This window comes from Saccharobesus litoralis, assembly GCF_003063625.1.
Lineage (GTDB): Bacteria > Pseudomonadota > Gammaproteobacteria > Enterobacterales > Alteromonadaceae > Saccharobesus > Saccharobesus litoralis.
Genome location: NZ_CP026604.1, coordinates 4,148,733 through 4,168,486 on the forward strand (window position 1 = coordinate 4,148,733; position 19,754 = coordinate 4,168,486).

A 19,754-nucleotide genomic window follows, 5' to 3' on the forward strand; every position below is an offset into this window, starting at 1 on the left:
GCAATAATCTTACCAATGACAAACGGAATAGAAAAAGCCGCAACAAACGCTGCGGCTTTAAAGTTTATTTAGTGGCTTGTTCGCGGGCTTGCGTTAATCGCTGCGTTAAATCATTGACTTCATGTTTAGCAAATAAATCACTTAAATTCATCGACAACTTACGACGCCAATTAGGATATTCAGTACTTGTCCCAGGAATATTGACCGGCTTATCCATTTGCATCCAATCTTCTAATTGCAGGCTTAAGAGCGCGCTTGAGCCTTTTGCCATGTGAATTTGCATGCCAAAATTCAATTCCTGAGTCATTTCGGTGTATTCAACATTGCGTGGCACACTGTGTGGAATAGAGCCGTGACCATGTAAAGTATCTAAAATTGCTTGCTTGTCACGATGGCGACTCGCAAACAGGCTTTGGCGAACATCTTCATCAGGATAAACCCCAACTTCCTTACCTAGGTTTAAATCATCACAATGCCAATATCCGCGTAATGTCGGCATATCATGAGTGGTTAATGTCGCCATAGCTTGAACAGGATAATGTGACGGAGAGAAAAACCCACCATCCGGTGCAACTTCAAAAAAGAATACACGATAAGAATGTACACCATTTTCAGCTAATAACTCAGGAATACCATCAGGCACGGTTCCTAAATCTTCACCAATCACTAAACACTGATTTCGATGACTTTCTAATGCTAACAACGCTAATAAGTCATCAACCGGATAATAAACATAAGCACCTTCTTTGGCAGAATCACCCTTAGGAACCCACCATAAACGCAACAATGCCATGGCGTGGTCAATACGCAATGCACCACAAGCACGCATATTTGAACGGAATAATTCAATGATTGGTGCATAACTTTGTGCAAATAGCTTTTCGGGGTCCATCGGCGGTAATCCCCAATTTTGTCCTTGTGGGCCTAAAACATCAGGCGGCGCACCAACGCTAGCTTCTGTACAATATAAATCGCTATTTGCCCAAATTTCAGCACTACCTTCACTCACGCCGACGGCTAAATCGCGGTATATACCTATTGTCATACCTGCATCTAATGCATGTTGTTGACATTGATTAATTTGCACATCAGAGATCCATTGTAAATAACAATAGTACTCAACTAAATCGGCATTATTTTGGGCAAACTCAGCAACTGCTGGTTTATGGTATTCATTTAAATCTTCAGGCCAAGCTGGCCATCCCCAGGCTATTGTACCTTTAGCAGCAATGGTTTCTTGAACAGCGTCAAAAATTGCAATTTGCTGCAATGACTCTCCACCGGATTCAACAAATTGTTTAAATGCCGACTTGTCACCATTGGCCTTAAACCATTCAAACGTTAATTTTAATGCAGCATGCTTCATCTCTGTAACAGCTTGATAATCAACCCATTCCGCTTGGCGGGCACTATGCAATTTAGCTTGAAATTCACTTGAATTAACTAAAGCTTGAACCGCTTCTGACTGATAACCTTCAACTTGAGTAACATCAACATATAAACTATTAAGCCAACGACGAGAAGACGGGCTATAAGGGCTACAGCTGTCAGCATTAGCTGGATACAAAGCATGGATCGGGTTTAAACCAACAAATTCAGCGCCGCGACTCGCGACTTCTTTGATTAAGGTAGATAAGTCGCCAAAATCTCCGATACCCCAATTTGATTCAGTACGGATGCAATATAATTGCACACTTGGGCCCCACACTTTTTTACCATCAGCTATAGGTTGTTGCTTATAGCAAGCTTTAGGCGCAATAATTAAATTTTGCTGAGCCTGAATATCTGCTTCTGCATTAATAATACTTAGAGTGTGATAGCCTAGTGGCAAAGATATATCTAATGTAATTAAATATTCTTGAAACTCTAAACCATCTATTTGGGCAACGTTAATAAGGTTGCCATTAATGGGTAAGATTGTGCCTGATTGTGAAATACCATCTTCTTGGGTAATTTCCCAAGAAAATTCATTATTAACAACATGGATGGGGAGACGAAGTTCAATACTCACATCTTCGGTATTTCGAATAATATTGACAGGGTTTAACGGCGTTGACCAAGTGTCTTGCGTTTCACCCTCAATTGCTTCCTGTAAGGCTATGTCATCTTCAACCGGATACCCCATACCAGATAACAACTTCACTTTTACCGACGGGTCGACATTCGCGTCGTTGCCCCAAGCATCTACATATTTGCTTTCAACACCGCGCGCTTGCGCCAATTGCTCGATCAACTCATTATTCATTAATTGTTAACCCTTATCACCTTGATTTTAACTTTTTTAAGCATACCCTACTTTTTGAATAAATCACGTGCTAAACACGGCAATTAGGTCTATTGCATACGTATTTATTCTTTGAGAATCAGGTAATTGATAGTTTATACTTTGCGCCAAATATAAAAGCCGTTAAAGAGAACTTTTTGTTAAATCTCTATTAAACGCACATTTACTAACTAACAGTGGAACCAAAAATGACTATTAAAGTTGCAATCAATGGTTTTGGCCGCATTGGTCGATTTGTCTTTAGAGCTGCTCAAGAACGTGATGATATTGAAGTTGTTGGCATTAACGATTTAATTGACGTTGATTACATGGCGTACATGCTTAAATACGACTCTACACACGGTCGTTTTAACGGTACAGTTGAAGTAGAAGGTGGAAACCTTATCGTCAACGGTAAAACAGTTCGTGTTACTGCGGAACGTAATCCAGAAGAGTTAAAGTGGGATGAGTTAGATGTCGACGTAGTTGCTGAAGCAACAGGTTTATTCTTAACTGACGAAACAGCTCGCAAACATATTACTGCGGGCGCTAAAAAAGTTGTCATGACGGGTCCTTCAAAAGACGCAACCCCAATGTTCGTAATGGGTGTAAACCACAACGCTTACGAAGGTCAAGACATCGTATCTAACGCTTCATGTACAACTAACTGTTTAGCCCCTCTTGCTAAAGTATTAAATGATAACTTTGGTATTGAAAGTGGCCTTATGACGACTGTTCATGCTACAACCGCAACTCAAAAAACAGTTGATGGTCCTTCAGTTAAAGACTGGCGCGGTGGTCGTGGTGCTTCTCAAAACATCATTCCTTCATCAACTGGTGCTGCTAAAGCGGTAGGTAAAGTATTACCTGAATTAAACGGCAAGTTAACGGGTATGGCTTTCCGTGTACCAACTGCTGACGTTTCAGTTGTTGACTTAACCGTTAACCTTGCAAAGCCTGCAACTTACGAGCAAATTTGTGAAGTGATGAAAGCGGCATCTGAAGGCGAATTAAAAGGCATTTTAGGTTATACCGAAGACGCTGTTGTATCTCAAGACTTTATCGGTGAAACTCAAACTTCTGTTTTTGACGCTGACGCTGGTATTTCATTGAATGACAACTTCGTTAAAGTTGTATCTTGGTACGATAACGAAATCGGTTACTCAAACAAAGTTCTAGATTTAGCAGCTCACATTTCAAAATAATGCTAAGTTAGCACTATCGCTAACTGAGTAGCTGCATAGTAAAATCCCTGCACTCGCGGGGATTTTTATTTTAGGGACTCTCTTTCATAGTAATCTTTGAAAAAGTTAAACCATTAACTCAAAACGTGTTGAATATTAATTAACACCTTTTAATTTAAAAATAGATAAAAACTGGCGCAATCATGAAAAATCCATTTTTAAAGTTTGATATTTTAGATCAATTAAGTGACCAAGTAAGCTATCGTGTTATCCCCGAAGGAATGCACTACTGGTGGGTAGAAACAAATGAATACACAGCTGCTATTACATTATGTGGTGGACAACTTGTTTGGTTTGAACATAAAAATCATAAAGCGCCGGCGATATTTTTAAGTGATAAGTCGCATTTAAACGACAAAAAATCTTTGCGCGGTGGCACCCCTATTTGTTGGCCATGGTTTAATAAACACCCGTCAAGAGACGATGTACCCAACCACGGCTTAGTTCGCAGCATACATTGGCAACTATTAAGCCATCAGTGTGACAATGGTGTCGTAGAATTAACGCTTTCACCCGTTATCGACCAAGCATACAAAAACTATGTGCCTGAAGGCGTTACCGTTACGCAAACATTAACTTTTAGTGACTCTGTTGAAATAGAGTTAGTTTCTGAAAACAAAAGTAAGCAAAACTTTGAATTTAGTGCCGCTCTGCATACTTACTTTAATGTCGGAGATATAAGAGAAACAGAAGTACGCGGATTAGCTCAATCACAATATATTGCGTTGAAAAACGATTGGCAGCCCGAAGATACCCCTAAAGTTTATAAGTTTCGTGAAGAAACCGACCGTATCCATTTAGATAAACCAGAGCTTGTCAGAATTTATAGCCCAGTACAAAATTACGAGCTTTATCAATCTGGTCATAACAGTGTTGTCGTATGGAATCCTTGGCAAGCACTCGCACAAAACACCCCAGGATTAGAAGGCGACTGTTGGCAAGAAATGCTTTGTATCGAACCTGGCGCTATTAAACCAACATTGGTTCTTAAACCCAATCAATCACACGCTTTAGTACAGAAAATAGTTGTATCTAATTAAATACAAAAACGGCAGTCCATTGACTGCCGTTTCCCATTACTCGTACTGCTTCGTTTTAACTTTTTATTTGAACCCAACTAGTGAACACTATGCACACTAGGTAAATGCTCTTCAATTTGCGCTTTTAACATTTTAGCGATCGGATCTTCTGGGCACTGCTCAACAAAATATTCATAATCAGCAATAGCTTGATTTCGACAATCTAATTGCTCTAACAAATACCCCCTATCTCGACGCAAATATGGGTTGTCAGGCTCTTGTTCGAGTAATACTTCACATATACTTAAAGCATGAGCAAATCTGCCTTCTGCAATCAACATGGCTTTAAACAGCGATATGGCTTTTAGAACAATCTCTTTGTCGCCGACCAAGGCTTTATTAATAATTGTTTCATCTGGCGATCCAACCTCTGTTGCAGTTTGGGTGGGATCATTAAACTCAACATCGATTTGCTCTTGTTCAAGCTCTAGCGCGTCTTCATGAATAGCGTCCAAACCAAATTCTTGCTCAAGCACTGAAATCAATGGGTTGTTGGCAAACGTTGCCTCAACATCTTGCCAATCCAACGAAATACCATTAGCGGGTTCCAAAAAGACATAACTCGCATCTGCCAATTCAATTCTCACTAAGTAAGGTCCCGGTGTGACAATGATCTCTGACTGCAAATTAATTGCTCGTGCAAAATCACAAAACAAAATACTTAGTGCGCTTTGCTGCCCTGTGCGAAACGCTAATACATCACATAAATCAAAATGTTTTGCTTTTAGTGACGGCTCGTTTTTACTAGGTTGACTAAATAATGCATCAATAAAAAAGAAATCTAAAAGTTGGCGTATTTTATCAAGTTCATCTGCGGTATCAGGTATTTTTTGACGTAGTTCGGCAACCACATCAACAAAAACTTGAGTGCTGGTTTCAACTTTTTCGGTTTTTAAAATTGGCTTCAATTTCTCTAAATAGGCGAGAAATAAAGATTTAACTGACGAAGGACTGGTAGCGATTTCTGGGTAAATAATAGGATGACTCAACAAAACAGACAAACGTTCTTTTTCAATACCTTAATTTATATGGGTTAAAAAACGAATTTCAACCCATTTTCTATTACTAACATGCAAACGAGATAGCTACAACACAAAACTCTGTTTAGCCATAGCCAAATGAATAACAGAAGCGATACAAAACAAACCGGCAGCTAAACCTGCAAGCCGATGAGTATTAGATTTAGCAATTTTAATCGTATATACCCCCAAGGCAATATAAGCGAATACTAGCAATAGCTTTTCAGTTAACCATGGAGCTTGAATTGGATATTGATGAATAATAGTCATCAATATTACTGCGGATACTAACAAAAATGTATCAACGACATGTGGCGTTATTTTAACCCACTTAGCGTTAATTAAATCACTGTCACGAACAAGTAAAATAGTTCGAAAAACTAAAAGGCCAATACTAATGATGGCCAATAACATATGAGCATGCTTAACTGCAAAATAGGACATGGTTACTCTTGATCTGGATATTTATTTAATATGGCTTCAAATTCGTCGATACTATCGAGAAAATGACCGACTATAGTTGGGTCAAAATGTTTGCCGGCCTGACCCGCAATATAATCAATGACCTTTTGTTTAGGCCAAGCATCTTTATAACAGCGTTCATTACGTAATGCATCATAAACATCGGCTAATGCGACAATACGCCCATAAACATGAATATCTTCGCCTTTTTTGCCTTCTGGATAACCGGAGCCATCCCATTTTTCATGATGATCTTTGGCAATAATAGCACCGGCTTTAATCAACGGGCGATCGCTACCCTGCAGTAAATTAAAACCTAGTAATGCATGCTCTTTCATATCGGTACGCTCTTCATCACTTAATTTAGCTGGCTTGTGTAAAATATCATCCGATATGCCAATCTTACCTAAATCATGTAATGGTGAAGCGCGCATTATTTTATCAGCCTCATCTTCACTCATACCTAGCTTGAGCGCCAAACTACGACAATACAGTGAAACTCGCTTAACATGATTACCGGTTTCTTTTGAACGACACTCTACAGCTTCACTTAAGCGCATGACTATTTCGCGTTGCGTATCTTCTAAGTCACGGGTCAACAATACATTGTCGTAGGCTAATTGCACACTATTGGTAAACAACTCGATTAAGTGTTTATCTGTTGGGCTTAACTCATCATTTAAGCCAGCTATATATAACAAAGAACCTTTACAAGATTTGCTTTGGCAGTAAGCAATAACATAATCATCACCATAAACAATTTCCTTATTATTTAAAGCGGTAATAAACGCCCCCATCATGTCTTCATTTAATACCGACTTAACGGCTTTGCCTTCTGCATCGGCAAAATCGCCTTGACCAGCTACAACGATTAAATCACCATTGCCCTCTTCTATGCCATTAGCCACCAAGGTGGTTGCGTACATGGCTTCACGCCCAGAGCTAATCACTGACGTAAGTTGCTGGACAATACCAGAAATGAAAGATTCCATTGAGTGAATTGAAAACAAGTTAGTCGAGGCTGAAATGATTTTTTCTAAGCCTTTGCGATTTTCCTCTATCGCTATAATGTCTCGGTAAGAGCGTAAACTCGCCATGATAACGGTAAAGAGCTTTTGCGCAGTTAACTCGGTTTTAGATTTATAATCATTAATATCGTAGTTAACAATAACTTGGCGTTCTGGAGCTTGACCGGGCTGGCCTGTTCGTAAAATAATTCGCACAAAATTATTTTGCGCTTGTTGACGAATATATTCCGCTACCCGCAATCCAGCATCGTCGGTTTCCATTACAACGTCTAACAAAATAATTGCCGCATCAGGGTGTTCATGAATGAGCTTTTTAGCTTCTTCTCCAGAATAAGCGCTGTAAAACTCTAAGCCTTTATGTTGAAAGCTAAAATCACTTAATGCCAGTTTAGTAACGGCATGCACTTCTGGCTCGTCATCGACAATAAGAATTTTCCAATTAGATTCTAGTGTTTCAACAACTTCGCTGTCGTCATCGGCAAATAAAAAGTCACTTACCATCTTGCGGTTCCCTTACCTTTACAGGATGTGTTTCAAATATAGGCTTAGCGTATTGAGTTAACATTACGTTAAGATAAATTATTATTTTGTAATTAAAGACTTATGCGACAAATTGTGCAAGTGTAATTCGCTCTTGTTGCCCCAAATCGCGTAATGTTTTTATTTGTTTGTATTGGTATTTTTCAAATAAATGACGAACCTGTTCACCTTGTTCATAACCATGCTCTAAAATCAACCAGCCCTGTTGACGTAAAAATCGCCTCGAGTTATCAATCAAAAAGTCCAAGTCTTTCAGGCCATCATTGTCAGCAACAAGCGCTGACAGCGGTTCAAACCGGACATCGCCTTGCGTTAAATGTGAGTCATTTTTGGCGATATAAGGTGGATTACTAACAATCAAGCTAAAAGCACTAGCAAACTCACTCGATGACTCGAATGGACTAAACCAGTCACCCATTGCGACTTGAATATCTAGGTCGAGCTTTTTGGCGTTATCTTTTGCTAACTTGACAGCCTGTTCTATTTTATCACTCGCCCATATTTGCCAATTAGGCAGCTCACTCGCTAAAGCTAGGGCAATAGCCCCTGTGCCTGTTCCTAAATCTAATAATCGGCAGGGTTCCATTTGCTCTTGGTCAATCAGATTAAGCGCGGCTTCCACCAAGGTTTCTGTATCTGGGCGTGGAATTAAAGTTTTGTCGTTAACATTAAGTTCCAGCCCCCAAAACTCTCTAACACCGAGAATATGAGCAACAGGCACTCCATTTTTTCTTAACTCAACTAAATGATCATATTTTTCTTTTTGCGCTTGGCTTAAATATCTATCAGGCCAAGTATAAAGATAGGTTCGATTATCTTTACCCAAAGCATTAAGTAACAATAATTCGGCATCCAGTTTTGCTGAATCAGAACCAATAAACAAAGAAGCGGCCCAATTGACCGCTTCATTAATCGTTAAACTCATAAAAATGCTAACTCGAGGTTACTCATTGGATAAAGAGGCAAGCAAATCAGCTTGATACTCTTGCATAATCGGGTCGAGCAAGGAGTTTAATTCACCTTCAACTACATCATTTAACTTATATAATGTTAAGTTAATACGGTGATCTGTCACTCGACCTTGAGGATAGTTATAGGTGCGGATACGCTCGGAACGATCACCACTTGCCACTAAGTTACGACGTGTTGAATCTTCTTCTTGTCTGCGCTTTTCATCTTCAGCCTGTTGCAAGCGAGCTTGTAATACTGACATGGCTTTAGCACGGTTTTTATGCTGAGAGCGCTCATCTTGACACTCGACAACTACACCTGTTGGTATATGAGTAATACGAATAGCTGAATCGGTTTTGTTAACGTGCTGACCACCGGCACCCGAGGCACGGAAAGTATCAATACGTAAGTCTGCCGTGTTGATCTCTATTTGCTCAGCTTCAGGAATTTCCGGCATAACCACGACTGTACAAGCCGATGTATGGATCCGCCCCTGAGATTCAGTTTCTGGTACTCGTTGTACCCGATGTCCACCTGACTCAAACTTAAATCGACCATAAACAGAGTCACCTGTCACATAAGCGATAATTTCTTTAAACCCGCCATGTTCACCTTCGTTTTGACTCATAATTTCGATACGCCACCCCATAGATTCTGCATAGCGAGAATACATACGGAATAAATCACCAGCAAAGATAGACGCTTCGTCGCCACCAGCACCGGCTCGTATTTCGACATAACAGTTGTTATCGTCTTTCGGATCACGTGGCAATAGCAATATTTGAATATCTTGCTTTAGCACTTCAATACGAGACTGCGCATCTTGAATTTCATCAGCGGCCATTTCCCGCATTTCTTCATCGTCTTCTTGCAGCATTTCCTCTGCAGACGCTAAATCATCTTGTGCTTGCAAATAACTTTCATAAGCCTTAACAATTTCTTCAAGCTGAGAGTACTCTTTTGATAGAGCCTTAAATTTTTCTTGGTCAGATATTGTGTCTGGATCACCTAATAAAGCTTGCACTTCTTCATAACGCTCTTGCAAGCCTTCTAACTTTCTTAAAATTGACTCTTTCATTTTATTACTTTGCTCGTGAGCTTGATTGCTCAGTCATTAACTCTATAAATTCGTTTTTATCCGATTTAACGGCTTCGCGGATAGCCAGTGTTGGTGCATGCATTAACTTACTCGTTAATTGATTAGCAAACGCTTTTAACACCTGCTCAGCATCCGCGCCTTGTGATAATTGCTTTAATGCTTTGTCTAAACTTGTTTGTTTTAATGCTTCGCATTGCTGGCGGTATTCGCGTACATAATCAACCGACTTTAAGCTATCAAGCCATTCATAAAACTCTTTCACCTGAGTGTTTATGATAGTTTTAGCTTGTTGTGCAGCCTTTTGACGTTGCTGTTGATTCTTTTCAACAATACCTTGTAAATCATCAACTGTGTATAAATATACATTATCAATTGTATTAACTTCTTCTTCTATATCTCTTGGCACGGCAATATCTATCATCAACATAGGCTGGTATAACCGTTTTTTCAACGCCTTTTCAACCATGCCTTTACCAATAATAGGTAAAGGCGATGCGGTAGAAGCAACAACCACATCAGATTTTACCAATAATTCAGGGATTTCATTAAGCGTGGCGCATTGTGCCGAAAACTCATCAGCAAGACTTTTTGCGCGCTCTAGCGTGCGATTCGCTACGACAATATTCGTACATCCTGCTTCTTTTAAATGCCGAGCGACTAATTCAATCGTTTCACCTGCACCGACCAACAAAACCTGCGACTTCGCTAAATCAGAAAAAATATGTTTTGCTAAATTGACAGCGGCAAAGGCGACTGAAACCGCAGAAGCACCAATTTCGGTATTAGTTCGAATATCCTTAGCAACAGAAAATGTCTTTTGAAACAGCTTTTGCAGAAGTTGTCCCAAATAATCACGATTTTTTGCTTCTGAATAAGCTTGTTTCAATTGCCCTAAAATTTGTGGTTCGCCAAGTACTAGTGAATCCAAGCCCGCAGCGACTTCCATTAAGTGAGAAACTGCCTGCTGATGCGCATGAAAATAAATCGAATCGGCCAACTGTTTGCTTTCGACGTTGCTATGATAAGCAAACCAATTGACGACTTGTTGATGTGCTAATTCTTTAGCCACAACATAAACTTCAGTGCGGTTACAGGTATTAACTGAAACAACCTCATCAACTTGATAGGTATTTTTCAAATCCGCTATGGCTTTATCAAGTTCTTCTGTGGAAAAAGCCACTTTCTCCCGTATACTAACCGGAGCTGTCTTGTGACTGACACCAAAAGAATAAAAAGCCATAAAGCTGCCTGAAAAATCAATAAGCACTGAATTTGGGAATCCGCCGATTTTACGAGAAGGTAAACCAGAATAAAAGCGCTAACACTAATAGTTACTAAGAGTTTTGGCTAAATGTCTAAAGTTTATACAATATTTGCTCTATGCGTATTAATTTGCGCTTGTACAACTTCACCCAAAATAACAGAACCAACCCAATATACGCGAGTAAACCAAATACATAGTTTTACTTTAAAAGGAAAAGTGGCCGTCATTAATCAAGGAAAACGAGAATCACTTAATTTTTACTGGCAACAAAATAATGCGGATTATGATATAAAATTTACAACCTTTCTCGGCATTGAAGTGGCAAGAATTAAAGGAAATAACCAATCAATTGACATAATAGCCGACGGCGAAAACTATCAGTCAAACGAACCTGAAGTACTGTTACAAGAAGTCACTGGGTGGCCAATCCCAATTCGTAAATTAGCCCGCTGGATCACGGGTAATTACAGCGGCGTCGTCATGTCAAGGCATGATAACAACAAACCTAAGAAAGTATTAGCCCGTATTAATGAAAGTAAGGAATGGGTTATAGAGTACGCCAGCTATCAAGCACATATGCAACTACTCTTACCTAAAAAAATTACACTTAAGCAACATAATAACCGTATTGTACTAGCCTTACATCGTTGGCAATTACTATAACTAAAAACTCGACTTCCTAACTCTATGAAAACATACACTTGCCCTGCGCCAGCCAAAATCAATTTATTTTTACACATTTGCAATCAGCGAGACGATGGTTATCACGAGCTACAAACCTTATTTCAGTTTGTTGAATTAGCAGACCAATTAACTTTTACCCTCAATGCGACAGGTAACATCACGCTTTCAGGTGATTTGTCAGGTACTCAAGTACAAGACAACCTAATTTTCCGAGCAGCAATGGCTTTAAAACCTTATGCTGTCGACGAAGCCGGTATAGAAATATTTATTGAAAAAAATATACCCAGTGGTGCCGGTTTAGGTGGTGGCTCATCAGATGCAGCAACGACGCTATTAATGCTAAACCAATTGTGGCAATTAAATTTAAGTTTAAACGAACTAGCAAAAATAGGATTAGGTTTAGGTGCTGATGTACCAATATTTATTCATGGCCACGCCGCGTTTGCTGAGGGTGTAGGTGAAACCCTGCTTAATGTTTCAACGGATACCAACGCAATATTGTTAGCCATGCCAAAAAATTGTGCTATATCGACAGCAAAAATTTTTAGCCACCCAAACCTACCGCGTAACACAGCAAAAATAGATTTTAAGGATTACCAATTTAGCCAAACTCACAATGATTGCCAAGCAATTGTAAAAGACCTGTATCCTCAGGTTGCAAACACATTGCGCTGGTTGGTAGAATACGCGCCGTCGAGAATGACAGGTACAGGTGCATGTTGTTTTGCTTTATTGCCTGATATTAACAGCGCAAAAGCACTTGCAAGTCAATCACCCAATTTTGTTGATTGCTATGTAACCAAAACAAGTAATGTATCCAGTGCACATACTTTTATTGCAGAAACATTTACTGCGTAAACTTTTCCTTTAATGACTTGATTTAACACACCTGAGGTTTTCTACTGTGCCTGATATGAAAATTTTTTGCGGTAATGCAACTCCTGAACTCGCTTCAAAGATTGCCGCTCGCTTATATACTAAAGTTGGTTCTGCGGACGTAGGACGCTTCAGTGATGGTGAAATCAGCGTTCAAATTAATGAAAACGTGCGTGGATCAGATGTATTTATCATCCAATCAACATGCGCGCCAACCAATGATAATTTAATGGAATTGATCGTGATGATCGATGCCCTACGCCGCGCTTCAGCTGGCCGAATTACTGCGGTTATTCCTTATTTTGGTTACGCTCGTCAAGACCGTCGAGTTCGCTCTGCTCGTGTACCCATTACCGCTAAAGTAGTTGCAGACTTTTTATCGAGTGTTGGCGTTGACCGCGTTCTTACTGTTGACTTACATGCGGAACAAATTCAAGGCTTTTTTGACGTGCCTGTCGACAACGTATTCGGTAGTCCAATTTTGCTTGACCACATGTATACACAAAATTTTGAAAATCCAGTTGTCGTTTCACCCGATATTGGCGGTGTTGTCCGTGCCCGTGCAATTGCCAAACAATATGATGATTGTGATTTGGCTATTATTGATAAACGTCGCCCGCGTGCGAATGTTGCACAAGTCATGCATATTATTGGTGACGTAGAAGGCCGCGACTGTATTATCGTCGATGATATGATTGACACTGGTGGTACATTATCAAAAGCTGCCGCGGCATTAAAAGAACGTGGTGCCAAACGTGTATTTGCCTATGCCACCCACGCTGTATTTTCAGGCAAAGCTTACGATATTATTAAAGAATCGCAGCTAGATCGCCTAGTGATCACAGACTCTATTCCATTATCAAGTAAAATGCGTTCACTAGACAAAGTAGAACCACTAACACTAAGCGGCATGTTAGCTGAGTGTTTGCGTCGCGTTAATAATGAAGAATCAATATCAGCGATGTTTGAACATTAAACCGCAGTTATTTTCAGCAATAAAAAAGCGCCTCTAATGGCGCTTTTTTATTGCATGTTTTTTATTGAAAGCAGCGAGTTTAGCTAGCTGATGTCGTCTCGTGAGCCACTTCATTTATTAGGCGTCTTAGCCATATGTGACTGGCATCGTGATGTAATAAGGGACTCCATATCATTTTTAGTTCCATTTCTGGAATACTAATAGGCGCTTTACTGATCAACACATTGTCAAATTGTTGATAATTTGACGTAGCTCGTTTAGGCACAGTCACTATCATATGCTTTTTAAGCGCAAGCTGCATAGCCACATGGTAATTTCGAGTAAATACCGCAATTTTACGCTTTTTACCAATATCTGTTAGAGCATCATCAACCCAGCCTAACTTACTCACATCGGTAGTATCCATACCTACACCAACACCAAAACCGGTTTTACTTACCCAAATATGCTGAGCCTCTAAATACTCATCTAAGGTCACTACATCACCAGCAATGGCATCTTTGTGGGTTAAGCAGACAAACTCATCCATCCAAATTCTTTTTTGATGAAAAGAAATCGGCAAGTCTTCAAATCGATTGATGGCCATATCAATTTTACCCGCTTCAACGTCGTGAAATGTTACATCACTCGGGGTCATGATATCTAAGGCGACATTAGGCGCTTCATCACTCAAACGCGACAACAAAGGCGGCAATAAAGTGGATGCAGCATAATCGCTAGCCATTATCCGATACACTCTATCACTGGTTTCTGGAATAAATTCAGTTGACGGTTGTAATGCTTCTTCTAGTTCAAGCAATATGCGCCTAACCACCGGCTGTAATGTACGCGCCTTTTCCGTAGGTGACATGCCATCACTTGTTCTCACCAGTAACGGATCATTTAATAAAGTTCTGAGTCTTTTTAGACCATTACTCATGGCTGGTTGAGTAATTTTAAGTTGATTAGCTGCACGAGTTACATTTTGTTCACGTAACAGTACATCTAAATAAATAAGCAGATTCAGGTCAACGTTTGCTATATTCATTTAATTAATGGTTTTACCAATTATTTATTCACTAAATAAATATACGCTTTTTCTACAAAGGTTTAAACTTTATTTATGCATCTTATGTTTATAATTTAGATTAATGCTCTGAATTACCACTAACTGCGAGAGCATTACAAATTAATTAAAGTGGAGAATTTACATGGCACAAGCCTTAGATATGGCGATAATTGATAGTGCGCTTGAAAATTTTCAAATTCCCCCTCGCCCTGACCTACTTATCGAGCTGCAAAAGGAAATTGAAAAGCCGGAACCTAGTGTAGTGAACATTGCTAACCTAGTTAACCAAGATCTCGCTATTACCAATTTTACGCTAAAAGTCGTTAACTCACCTATGTTTGGTTTTCCGAAAAAGGTGACCTCAATCAATCATGCCTGCTCATTTTTAGGCCTGACTAAATTAGTCAAGCTTGTTACCAGTATCTTATTAAGGTATGAATTTTTAAAAGATGAAGGTAATAACTTTGAAACAGCCTTGTGGGGTAGCTCAGCTTTACTAGCGGATGCTTGTTTTGCCATCGCGCAATATTTAGATTTAGCGCAGCCAGACGATGCTTATAGCGTGGGTATGTTTCATAACGCCGGAATGGCCCTCATTTTACAACAACAACCAGAATATTCTGAATTACTCAAAGAAGCCTATGAACAAGAACACCTCACATTGGGTTTATATGAAGAAGAAAATATAGCGACCTCGCATGAAGTCCTTGGTTTTTTAATTGCGCAACAATGGGGAATAGATAGCGCAATAAGTAATGTCATTGCCTATCATCACTCGCACAACATAATTATGACCACAGGCTCCTACGAAGAAAAACAATTATTCAGTGTGCTTAAGTTAGCCGAGCATATGATCAATCTGCCCAGTTTGCTAACCAAGACGGATATCGACATTGAATGGCAAAAACACGGTGGACAAATATTAGACTACTTAGAACTGGAAGACTATCAATTACAAGATTTAGGTGAAATGTTGTACGGTTTTGGCGTTGCAAATATTTTTCATGATTAGTGAAAAATAGTCATATCTGCTAACATAGCCGACTGATTTAAGTCGGCTTTTTTTATCACTATGTCACAGCAACAATCACCCTCTATCCTTTGGTATGACTTTGAAACGTGGGGCACCTCTCCAAAATATGATCGCCCATGTCAATTTGCAGGCATACGTACCAACTACGATTTAGAAATTATTGGCGAACCGCTTAATTTTTATTGCTATCCTGCTAGTGACTATTTACCTCAACCTCAAGCCTGTTTAATCACTGGGATAACGCCGCAACTTACATTTAAAAAAGGCACAAATGAACATCAATTTATGAAGAAAATTCATCATGAATTGATGCAGCCGAATACGGTTAGCTGTGGGTACAACACAATCCGCTTCGACGATGAAGTCACACGCTACAGCTTATACCGTAATTTATTTGAACCTTTCAGTCGAGAATGGAAAAACGGCAATAGCCGATGGGACATAATAGACATGGTCAGAACCTGTTATGCATTGCGCCCAGAAGATATTGAATGGCCAGAACGTGAGCCAGGTATACCTAGCTTTAAATTAGAACATTTAACAAAAGCTAATGGTTTAGAGCACTACGCTGCGCATGATGCATTGAGTGACGTATATGCGACAATTGATATTGCTAAACTGATCAAATCCAAACAACCGAAACTTTTTTCGTATCTATTTTCGTTACGCAATAAGCACAAAGTAAAAGAATTACTTGATTTAGAAGGCCTAACTCCACTGGTTCATATTTCATCAAAAATCCCTAGTTCACAAGGTTGCTGTACTTGGATAGTGCCAATTGCATGGCATCCGACTAACGCCAATGCCGTTATCGTTTTAGATTTAACCAAATCAGCACAACCACTAACCGAGTTAGATACACAAGCCCTTAAACAGAAACTATTTACGTCTTCACAAGACTTACAACCTGATGAAGAGCGTCTCCCAATAAAACTGGTGCATATAAATAAATCACCTGTATTAGCAACCGCTAAAAGCTTATCTCCAGACAATGCAGAAAGATTAGGCATAGACAGGCAACAGTGTTTAACTAATTTACAGTGGATTAAACAAAATCATTCAGCTGTAAAACAAAAAGTTATCGACCTTTATCAAGCCATGGAGTTTGAAACAGAATCTGACGCAGACTTTGCTTTGTATGATGGTTTTATTCAAGACAATGACAAACAATGGCTAGAAAAAATACAATGTAGCCAGCCTGAGCACTATGCAGCCATGACACCCGCTTTTAATGATCCTCGCTTACAAACCTTATGGTTTAGATTTAAAGCACGTAATTATCCAGACACGCTAAACGAAGCTGAACAATTAAAGTGGCAAGTATTTTGTCGGGAAAGACTGACTCAAAACATACATAAAACGCAATTAACATTAGAAGAGTTTGCCCAAGAGTTAGAAAATTTGGCCGAAACAGTCCAAAATGATGAAAGTAAAATAAAAATCCTTAAAGCGCTATACCAATACATTCAAAACTTATAACAATAATTGTCAGTTTGGTTACAGTTTATGTCATTAAACTATTTTGTTTTTTAGGGGTATTACACCTATATTAACTATAGTCTTCTCGCTCAGGTTTTATGGTTCATTGTCTGCGCTTACTCGCCCCAATCACATAATAGAGAATATGCTCATGGGGCCTCGAAGCTTGCCTACATGGATGTAGGTAAGGAGCGTGAGCACGGATGCGGTAGCTTTGACGGCTTTGCTTACATGGATGTAAGTACTTAGGTTTCGTCTGGAACTAGAAACCTGCCCCTAAAACCCGATCGCTTTGACTATGTAAATGTAATTAAAAGCATTAAACTGCGGGGATAACACTGTTTTACGGCGTAAATCATTAAAATTAGCATAAGTTAATATAGTTTAATTGTATATGTAGTCGACTATTAGTATTATTCCTGAATAAAGCCGTAATATTCCACAAACGGTTTGTCTCGATTTGTTTTTCAAGAGGTTTTGTTCTTGTGGCTATACCAGATTATGTCCCAGAAGATATCGCAGCGATTTTAGAAAAAGATGCACACGGTATCAGTTTTCCTTGTCGCTCTGGCTGTCAAATGCGATTCATTCGTAAAAAAAAGGATTTGGGCGGTTTTTATTCGTATAACCAATGGGGCGGCATAGAAAAAGCCCTACGTGCTGCTATGAGTCGTAATAAACAACTCAAAGCTTTGCATCCGACTAGCAAGATACGTAGAGTACGACGCCCTACTCCCGACACAAGTTGTGGCTTTAATGGCGTAGGCTTTCGTGAAAAAATTGATAAGCGACGTAATGAAGTCGAACGATTTTTTTGGGTAAGCTATCGAAAAAATGACAAACCAGCGGTCAAAACATTTTCTTTAGGTTACACCGCCTTTGATGCTGATCTTCATTTACATGCTTATCGTACTGCTATCCAATTCCGTCAAGAATGGGATGCAATGGGTGACGATACTAATTTTGACAAGTATAAATCTTGGCGAAAAGTCCGATTATACGATCCGGGTTATCCTAAGTTTGAACTTAAACGCCGCCGTCGTCGCAAAGGGGAAAAACTTCCTGAAGGTGAACGCTTACCCGATCAAGTACAAACCAATGAAGAGCTTAGCGAATAGAGTGAAAGCTTAATACTATCCACATAAAAAATGGATAAATCACTCACTACTTCGTTTTATGCTCTCGAATGCGTTCAAGCATCGGGTGATCTGTTTCAATTCAAACAACTTGAAGATAAAGTCGTACTCATTGTCAACACAGCTAGTGAGTGTGGCTTTACGCGCCAATATAAACAGCTTCAAGCCTTATACACTAAATATCAGCACTTAGGCTTTACTATTTTAGCCTTCCCATGTAATCAGTTTGGCAAACAAGAACCGAGTTCCAATGAGCAAGTGATTGAATTTTGCCAAACTCGTTTTCAAGTCAATTTCCCCATCATGAGTAAATCAGATGTTAATGGAAAACAAGCCAACCCTGTTTTCAAGTTTTTGAAAAAACAGCAACCTGGATTACTAGGCAGTGAGTTTATTAAATGGAATTTCACTAAGTTTCTTGTCGATCTCCACGGCAATGTTGTTAAGCGTTTCTCTCCCAAAATACCTCCTATTGATATAGCTCAAACAATCGAAACATTGTTATAAAAAGACAATATAAAAAGCATTACAATATCAGACAAACTGCCAAACAAGGATTGAGGATATGTTCAAGGTCGCGGTATTTAGCAGTAAATCTTATGACAAAAAATTTCTTAGTCGCTATGAAAAACAATACGGTATTTGCCTAGATTTTTTCGAACATAGGCTCACTACCGGTTCAGTACAACTAGCCCAAGGATATGATGCAATTTGTGTATTTGTTAACGATGAATTAAATAGTCAGGTATTAACTCAACTCGCTAGCTACAATATACGTACCATTGCCTTGCGCTGTGCAGGCTATAACAATGTCGATATCACAACAGCAGCTAAATTAAAGTTTAGTATAGCGCGTGTGCCTGAATACTCGCCGCAAGCGGTAGCTGAGCATGCTGTAGGCCTTATGTTGACGCTCAGCCGTAAATTCCATAAAGCCTATAATAGAGTAAAAGAAGACAATTTTGCACTCGATGGTTTATTAGGATTCAACTTATATCAAAAAACAGTAGGCGTGATTGGTACTGGCCACATTGGCAAAGCCTTGTGCCAAATATTACAAGGGTTTAGTTGCCAAATAATCGCTTACGATCCTACACCTAACACAGATCTAATAACGACTGGTGTTCAATATAAACCTCTCGATACGGTATTAAACCAAGCTGATATTATTTCTTTACATTGCCCCTTGACCCCAACAACCCAACATCTGATAAATGAAGATACCATAGCGAAAATGAAAAACGATGTGATGTTGATTAATACCAGTCGAGGTGGGCTAATTGATACGCATGCGATAATTAGCGCTTTAAAAAATCAACGTATAGGCTATTTGGGTTTAGATGTTTATGAACTAGAAAGTGAACTGTTTTTCGAAGATAAATCAGATGAAATCATTCAAGATGATGATTTTCAACGACTACTCACCTTTCCAAATGTGATGATCACCGGACACCAAGGTTTTTTTACACAAGAAGCATTAGATACCATAGCATCGACAACCTTAGACAATTTAAGCTTATTACTAAACAAGCAACCCTGTCATAATTTATGTCAGTTATTGAAATAAGGTTAG

At 39.3% G+C, this 19,754-nt stretch carries 18 protein-coding genes; 10 read left to right on the forward strand and 8 right to left on the reverse strand.

Annotation, left to right across the window (positions count from 1 at the left end):
• Window positions 1-64 precede the first annotated feature (64 nt).
• The gene (malQ, locus tag C2869_RS15155) at window positions 65-2,245 is read right to left on the reverse strand and encodes a 4-alpha-glucanotransferase (RefSeq protein ID WP_108603763.1); all 2,181 of its coding nucleotides are present in this window, start codon (window positions 2,243-2,245) and stop codon (window positions 65-67) included.
• Window positions 2,246-2,472: 227 nt separating this feature from the next.
• Here malQ and gap point away from each other — a divergent pair, with 227 nt between their 5' ends.
• Both gap and C2869_RS15165 read left to right on the forward strand, forming a co-directional pair.
• On the forward strand, window positions 2,473-3,468 hold the full coding sequence (gene gap, locus C2869_RS15160) for a type I glyceraldehyde-3-phosphate dehydrogenase (protein WP_108603764.1): 996 nt from the start codon (window positions 2,473-2,475) through the stop codon (window positions 3,466-3,468).
• A gap of 182 nt (window positions 3,469-3,650) precedes the next feature.
• Entirely contained in the window at window positions 3,651-4,547 is an 897-nt protein-coding gene (locus C2869_RS15165) for a D-hexose-6-phosphate mutarotase (protein WP_108603765.1), read from the forward strand.
• A 77-nt stretch (window positions 4,548-4,624) separates the two neighbouring features.
• Here C2869_RS15165 and C2869_RS15170 read toward each other — a convergent pair whose 3' ends face one another.
• The 6 genes from C2869_RS15170 to hemA all read right to left on the reverse strand — a co-directional run bounded on the left by C2869_RS15170 (window position 4,625) and on the right by hemA (window position 10,925).
• Entirely contained in the window at window positions 4,625-5,587 is a 963-nt protein-coding gene (locus C2869_RS15170) for a tetratricopeptide repeat protein (RefSeq protein WP_108603766.1), read from the reverse strand.
• Between the two features lie 84 nt (window positions 5,588-5,671).
• Entirely contained in the window at window positions 5,672-6,049 is a 378-nt protein-coding gene (locus C2869_RS15175; protein ID WP_108603767.1) for a SirB2 family protein, read from the reverse strand.
• A gap of 2 nt (window positions 6,050-6,051) precedes the next feature.
• A complete protein-coding gene (locus C2869_RS15180) occupies window positions 6,052-7,596 on the reverse strand; it encodes a DUF3369 domain-containing protein (protein WP_108603768.1) in 1,545 nt (514 codons plus the stop codon).
• Window positions 7,597-7,696: 100 nt separating this feature from the next.
• Window positions 7,697-8,560, reverse strand: a complete 864-nt coding sequence (gene prmC / locus C2869_RS15185) for a peptide chain release factor N(5)-glutamine methyltransferase (RefSeq protein WP_108603769.1) — start codon at window positions 8,558-8,560, stop codon at window positions 7,697-7,699.
• Between the two features lie 18 nt (window positions 8,561-8,578).
• The gene (gene prfA, locus C2869_RS15190) at window positions 8,579-9,664 is read right to left on the reverse strand and encodes a peptide chain release factor 1 (protein WP_108603770.1); all 1,086 of its coding nucleotides are present in this window, start codon (window positions 9,662-9,664) and stop codon (window positions 8,579-8,581) included.
• Between the two features lie 4 nt (window positions 9,665-9,668).
• Window positions 9,669-10,925: a glutamyl-tRNA reductase gene (gene hemA / locus C2869_RS15195; RefSeq protein WP_108603771.1), complete on the reverse strand. Its 1,257-nt coding sequence runs from the start codon at window positions 10,923-10,925 to the stop codon at window positions 9,669-9,671.
• Between the two features lie 111 nt (window positions 10,926-11,036).
• On the opposite strand from hemA, the gene lolB reads away from it, so the two are divergent.
• From lolB to C2869_RS15210, 3 genes are read left to right on the forward strand one after another with little or no spacing between them, the layout of a single operon-like run.
• Window positions 11,037-11,612, forward strand: coding sequence for a lipoprotein insertase outer membrane protein LolB (gene lolB / locus C2869_RS15200; protein ID WP_108603772.1), 576 nt, complete (start codon window positions 11,037-11,039; stop codon window positions 11,610-11,612).
• A gap of 24 nt (window positions 11,613-11,636) precedes the next feature.
• A complete protein-coding gene (ispE, locus tag C2869_RS15205) occupies window positions 11,637-12,491 on the forward strand; it encodes a 4-(cytidine 5'-diphospho)-2-C-methyl-D-erythritol kinase (protein ID WP_108603773.1) in 855 nt (284 codons plus the stop codon).
• Between the two features lie 46 nt (window positions 12,492-12,537).
• Complete coding sequence (locus tag C2869_RS15210) at window positions 12,538-13,485, forward strand: ribose-phosphate pyrophosphokinase (protein ID WP_108603774.1); 948 nt, start codon at window positions 12,538-12,540, stop codon at window positions 13,483-13,485.
• Window positions 13,486-13,564: 79 nt separating this feature from the next.
• Here C2869_RS15210 and C2869_RS15215 read toward each other — a convergent pair whose 3' ends face one another.
• Window positions 13,565-14,512, reverse strand: coding sequence for a LysR family transcriptional regulator (locus C2869_RS15215; protein WP_108603775.1), 948 nt, complete (start codon window positions 14,510-14,512; stop codon window positions 13,565-13,567).
• A 163-nt stretch (window positions 14,513-14,675) separates the two neighbouring features.
• On the opposite strand from C2869_RS15215, the gene C2869_RS15220 reads away from it, so the two are divergent.
• From C2869_RS15220 to C2869_RS15240, 5 genes are all read left to right on the forward strand, one after another.
• A complete protein-coding gene (locus C2869_RS15220; protein ID WP_108603776.1) occupies window positions 14,676-15,545 on the forward strand; it encodes an HDOD domain-containing protein in 870 nt (289 codons plus the stop codon).
• A gap of 60 nt (window positions 15,546-15,605) precedes the next feature.
• A complete protein-coding gene (gene sbcB / locus C2869_RS15225; RefSeq protein WP_108603777.1) occupies window positions 15,606-17,045 on the forward strand; it encodes an exodeoxyribonuclease I in 1,440 nt (479 codons plus the stop codon).
• Window positions 17,046-17,530: 485 nt separating this feature from the next.
• Window positions 17,531-18,163 carry a hypothetical protein gene (locus C2869_RS15230; protein WP_228710680.1) on the forward strand — a complete coding sequence of 211 codons (633 nt, stop codon included), beginning with the start codon at window positions 17,531-17,533 and terminating at the stop codon, window positions 18,161-18,163.
• Window positions 18,164-18,193: 30 nt separating this feature from the next.
• Window positions 18,194-18,688 (forward strand): glutathione peroxidase, encoded by a 495-nt coding sequence (locus C2869_RS15235; protein WP_108603778.1) that lies wholly within the window; start codon window positions 18,194-18,196, stop codon window positions 18,686-18,688.
• A 58-nt stretch (window positions 18,689-18,746) separates the two neighbouring features.
• Window positions 18,747-19,748 carry a 2-hydroxyacid dehydrogenase gene (locus tag C2869_RS15240; protein ID WP_108603779.1) on the forward strand — a complete coding sequence of 334 codons (1,002 nt, stop codon included), beginning with the start codon at window positions 18,747-18,749 and terminating at the stop codon, window positions 19,746-19,748.
• The last annotated feature ends 6 nt before the right edge of the window (window positions 19,749-19,754 follow it).

Coding starts and splice junctions, on each gene's coding strand:
- malQ (WP_108603763.1), bottom strand. CDS start 2,245: ATGAATAATGAGTTGATCGAGCAATTGGCGCAAGCGCGCGGTGTTGAA.
- gap (WP_108603764.1), top strand. CDS start 2,473: ATGACTATTAAAGTTGCAATCAATGGTTTTGGCCGCATTGGTCGATTT.
- C2869_RS15165 (WP_108603765.1), top strand. CDS start 3,651: ATGAAAAATCCATTTTTAAAGTTTGATATTTTAGATCAATTAAGTGAC.
- C2869_RS15175 (WP_108603767.1), bottom strand. CDS start 6,049: ATGTCCTATTTTGCAGTTAAGCATGCTCATATGTTATTGGCCATCATT.
- C2869_RS15180 (WP_108603768.1), bottom strand. CDS start 7,596: ATGGTAAGTGACTTTTTATTTGCCGATGACGACAGCGAAGTTGTTGAA.
- prmC (WP_108603769.1), bottom strand. CDS start 8,560: ATGAGTTTAACGATTAATGAAGCGGTCAATTGGGCCGCTTCTTTGTTT.
- prfA (WP_108603770.1), bottom strand. CDS start 9,664: ATGAAAGAGTCAATTTTAAGAAAGTTAGAAGGCTTGCAAGAGCGTTAT.
- hemA (WP_108603771.1), bottom strand. CDS start 10,925: ATGGCTTTTTATTCTTTTGGTGTCAGTCACAAGACAGCTCCGGTTAGT.
- lolB (WP_108603772.1), top strand. CDS start 11,037: ATGTCTAAAGTTTATACAATATTTGCTCTATGCGTATTAATTTGCGCT.
- ispE (WP_108603773.1), top strand. CDS start 11,637: ATGAAAACATACACTTGCCCTGCGCCAGCCAAAATCAATTTATTTTTA.
- C2869_RS15215 (WP_108603775.1), bottom strand. CDS start 14,512: ATGAATATAGCAAACGTTGACCTGAATCTGCTTATTTATTTAGATGTA.
- C2869_RS15220 (WP_108603776.1), top strand. CDS start 14,676: ATGGCACAAGCCTTAGATATGGCGATAATTGATAGTGCGCTTGAAAAT.
- sbcB (WP_108603777.1), top strand. CDS start 15,606: ATGTCACAGCAACAATCACCCTCTATCCTTTGGTATGACTTTGAAACG.
- C2869_RS15235 (WP_108603778.1), top strand. CDS start 18,194: ATGGATAAATCACTCACTACTTCGTTTTATGCTCTCGAATGCGTTCAA.
- C2869_RS15240 (WP_108603779.1), top strand. CDS start 18,747: ATGTTCAAGGTCGCGGTATTTAGCAGTAAATCTTATGACAAAAAATTT.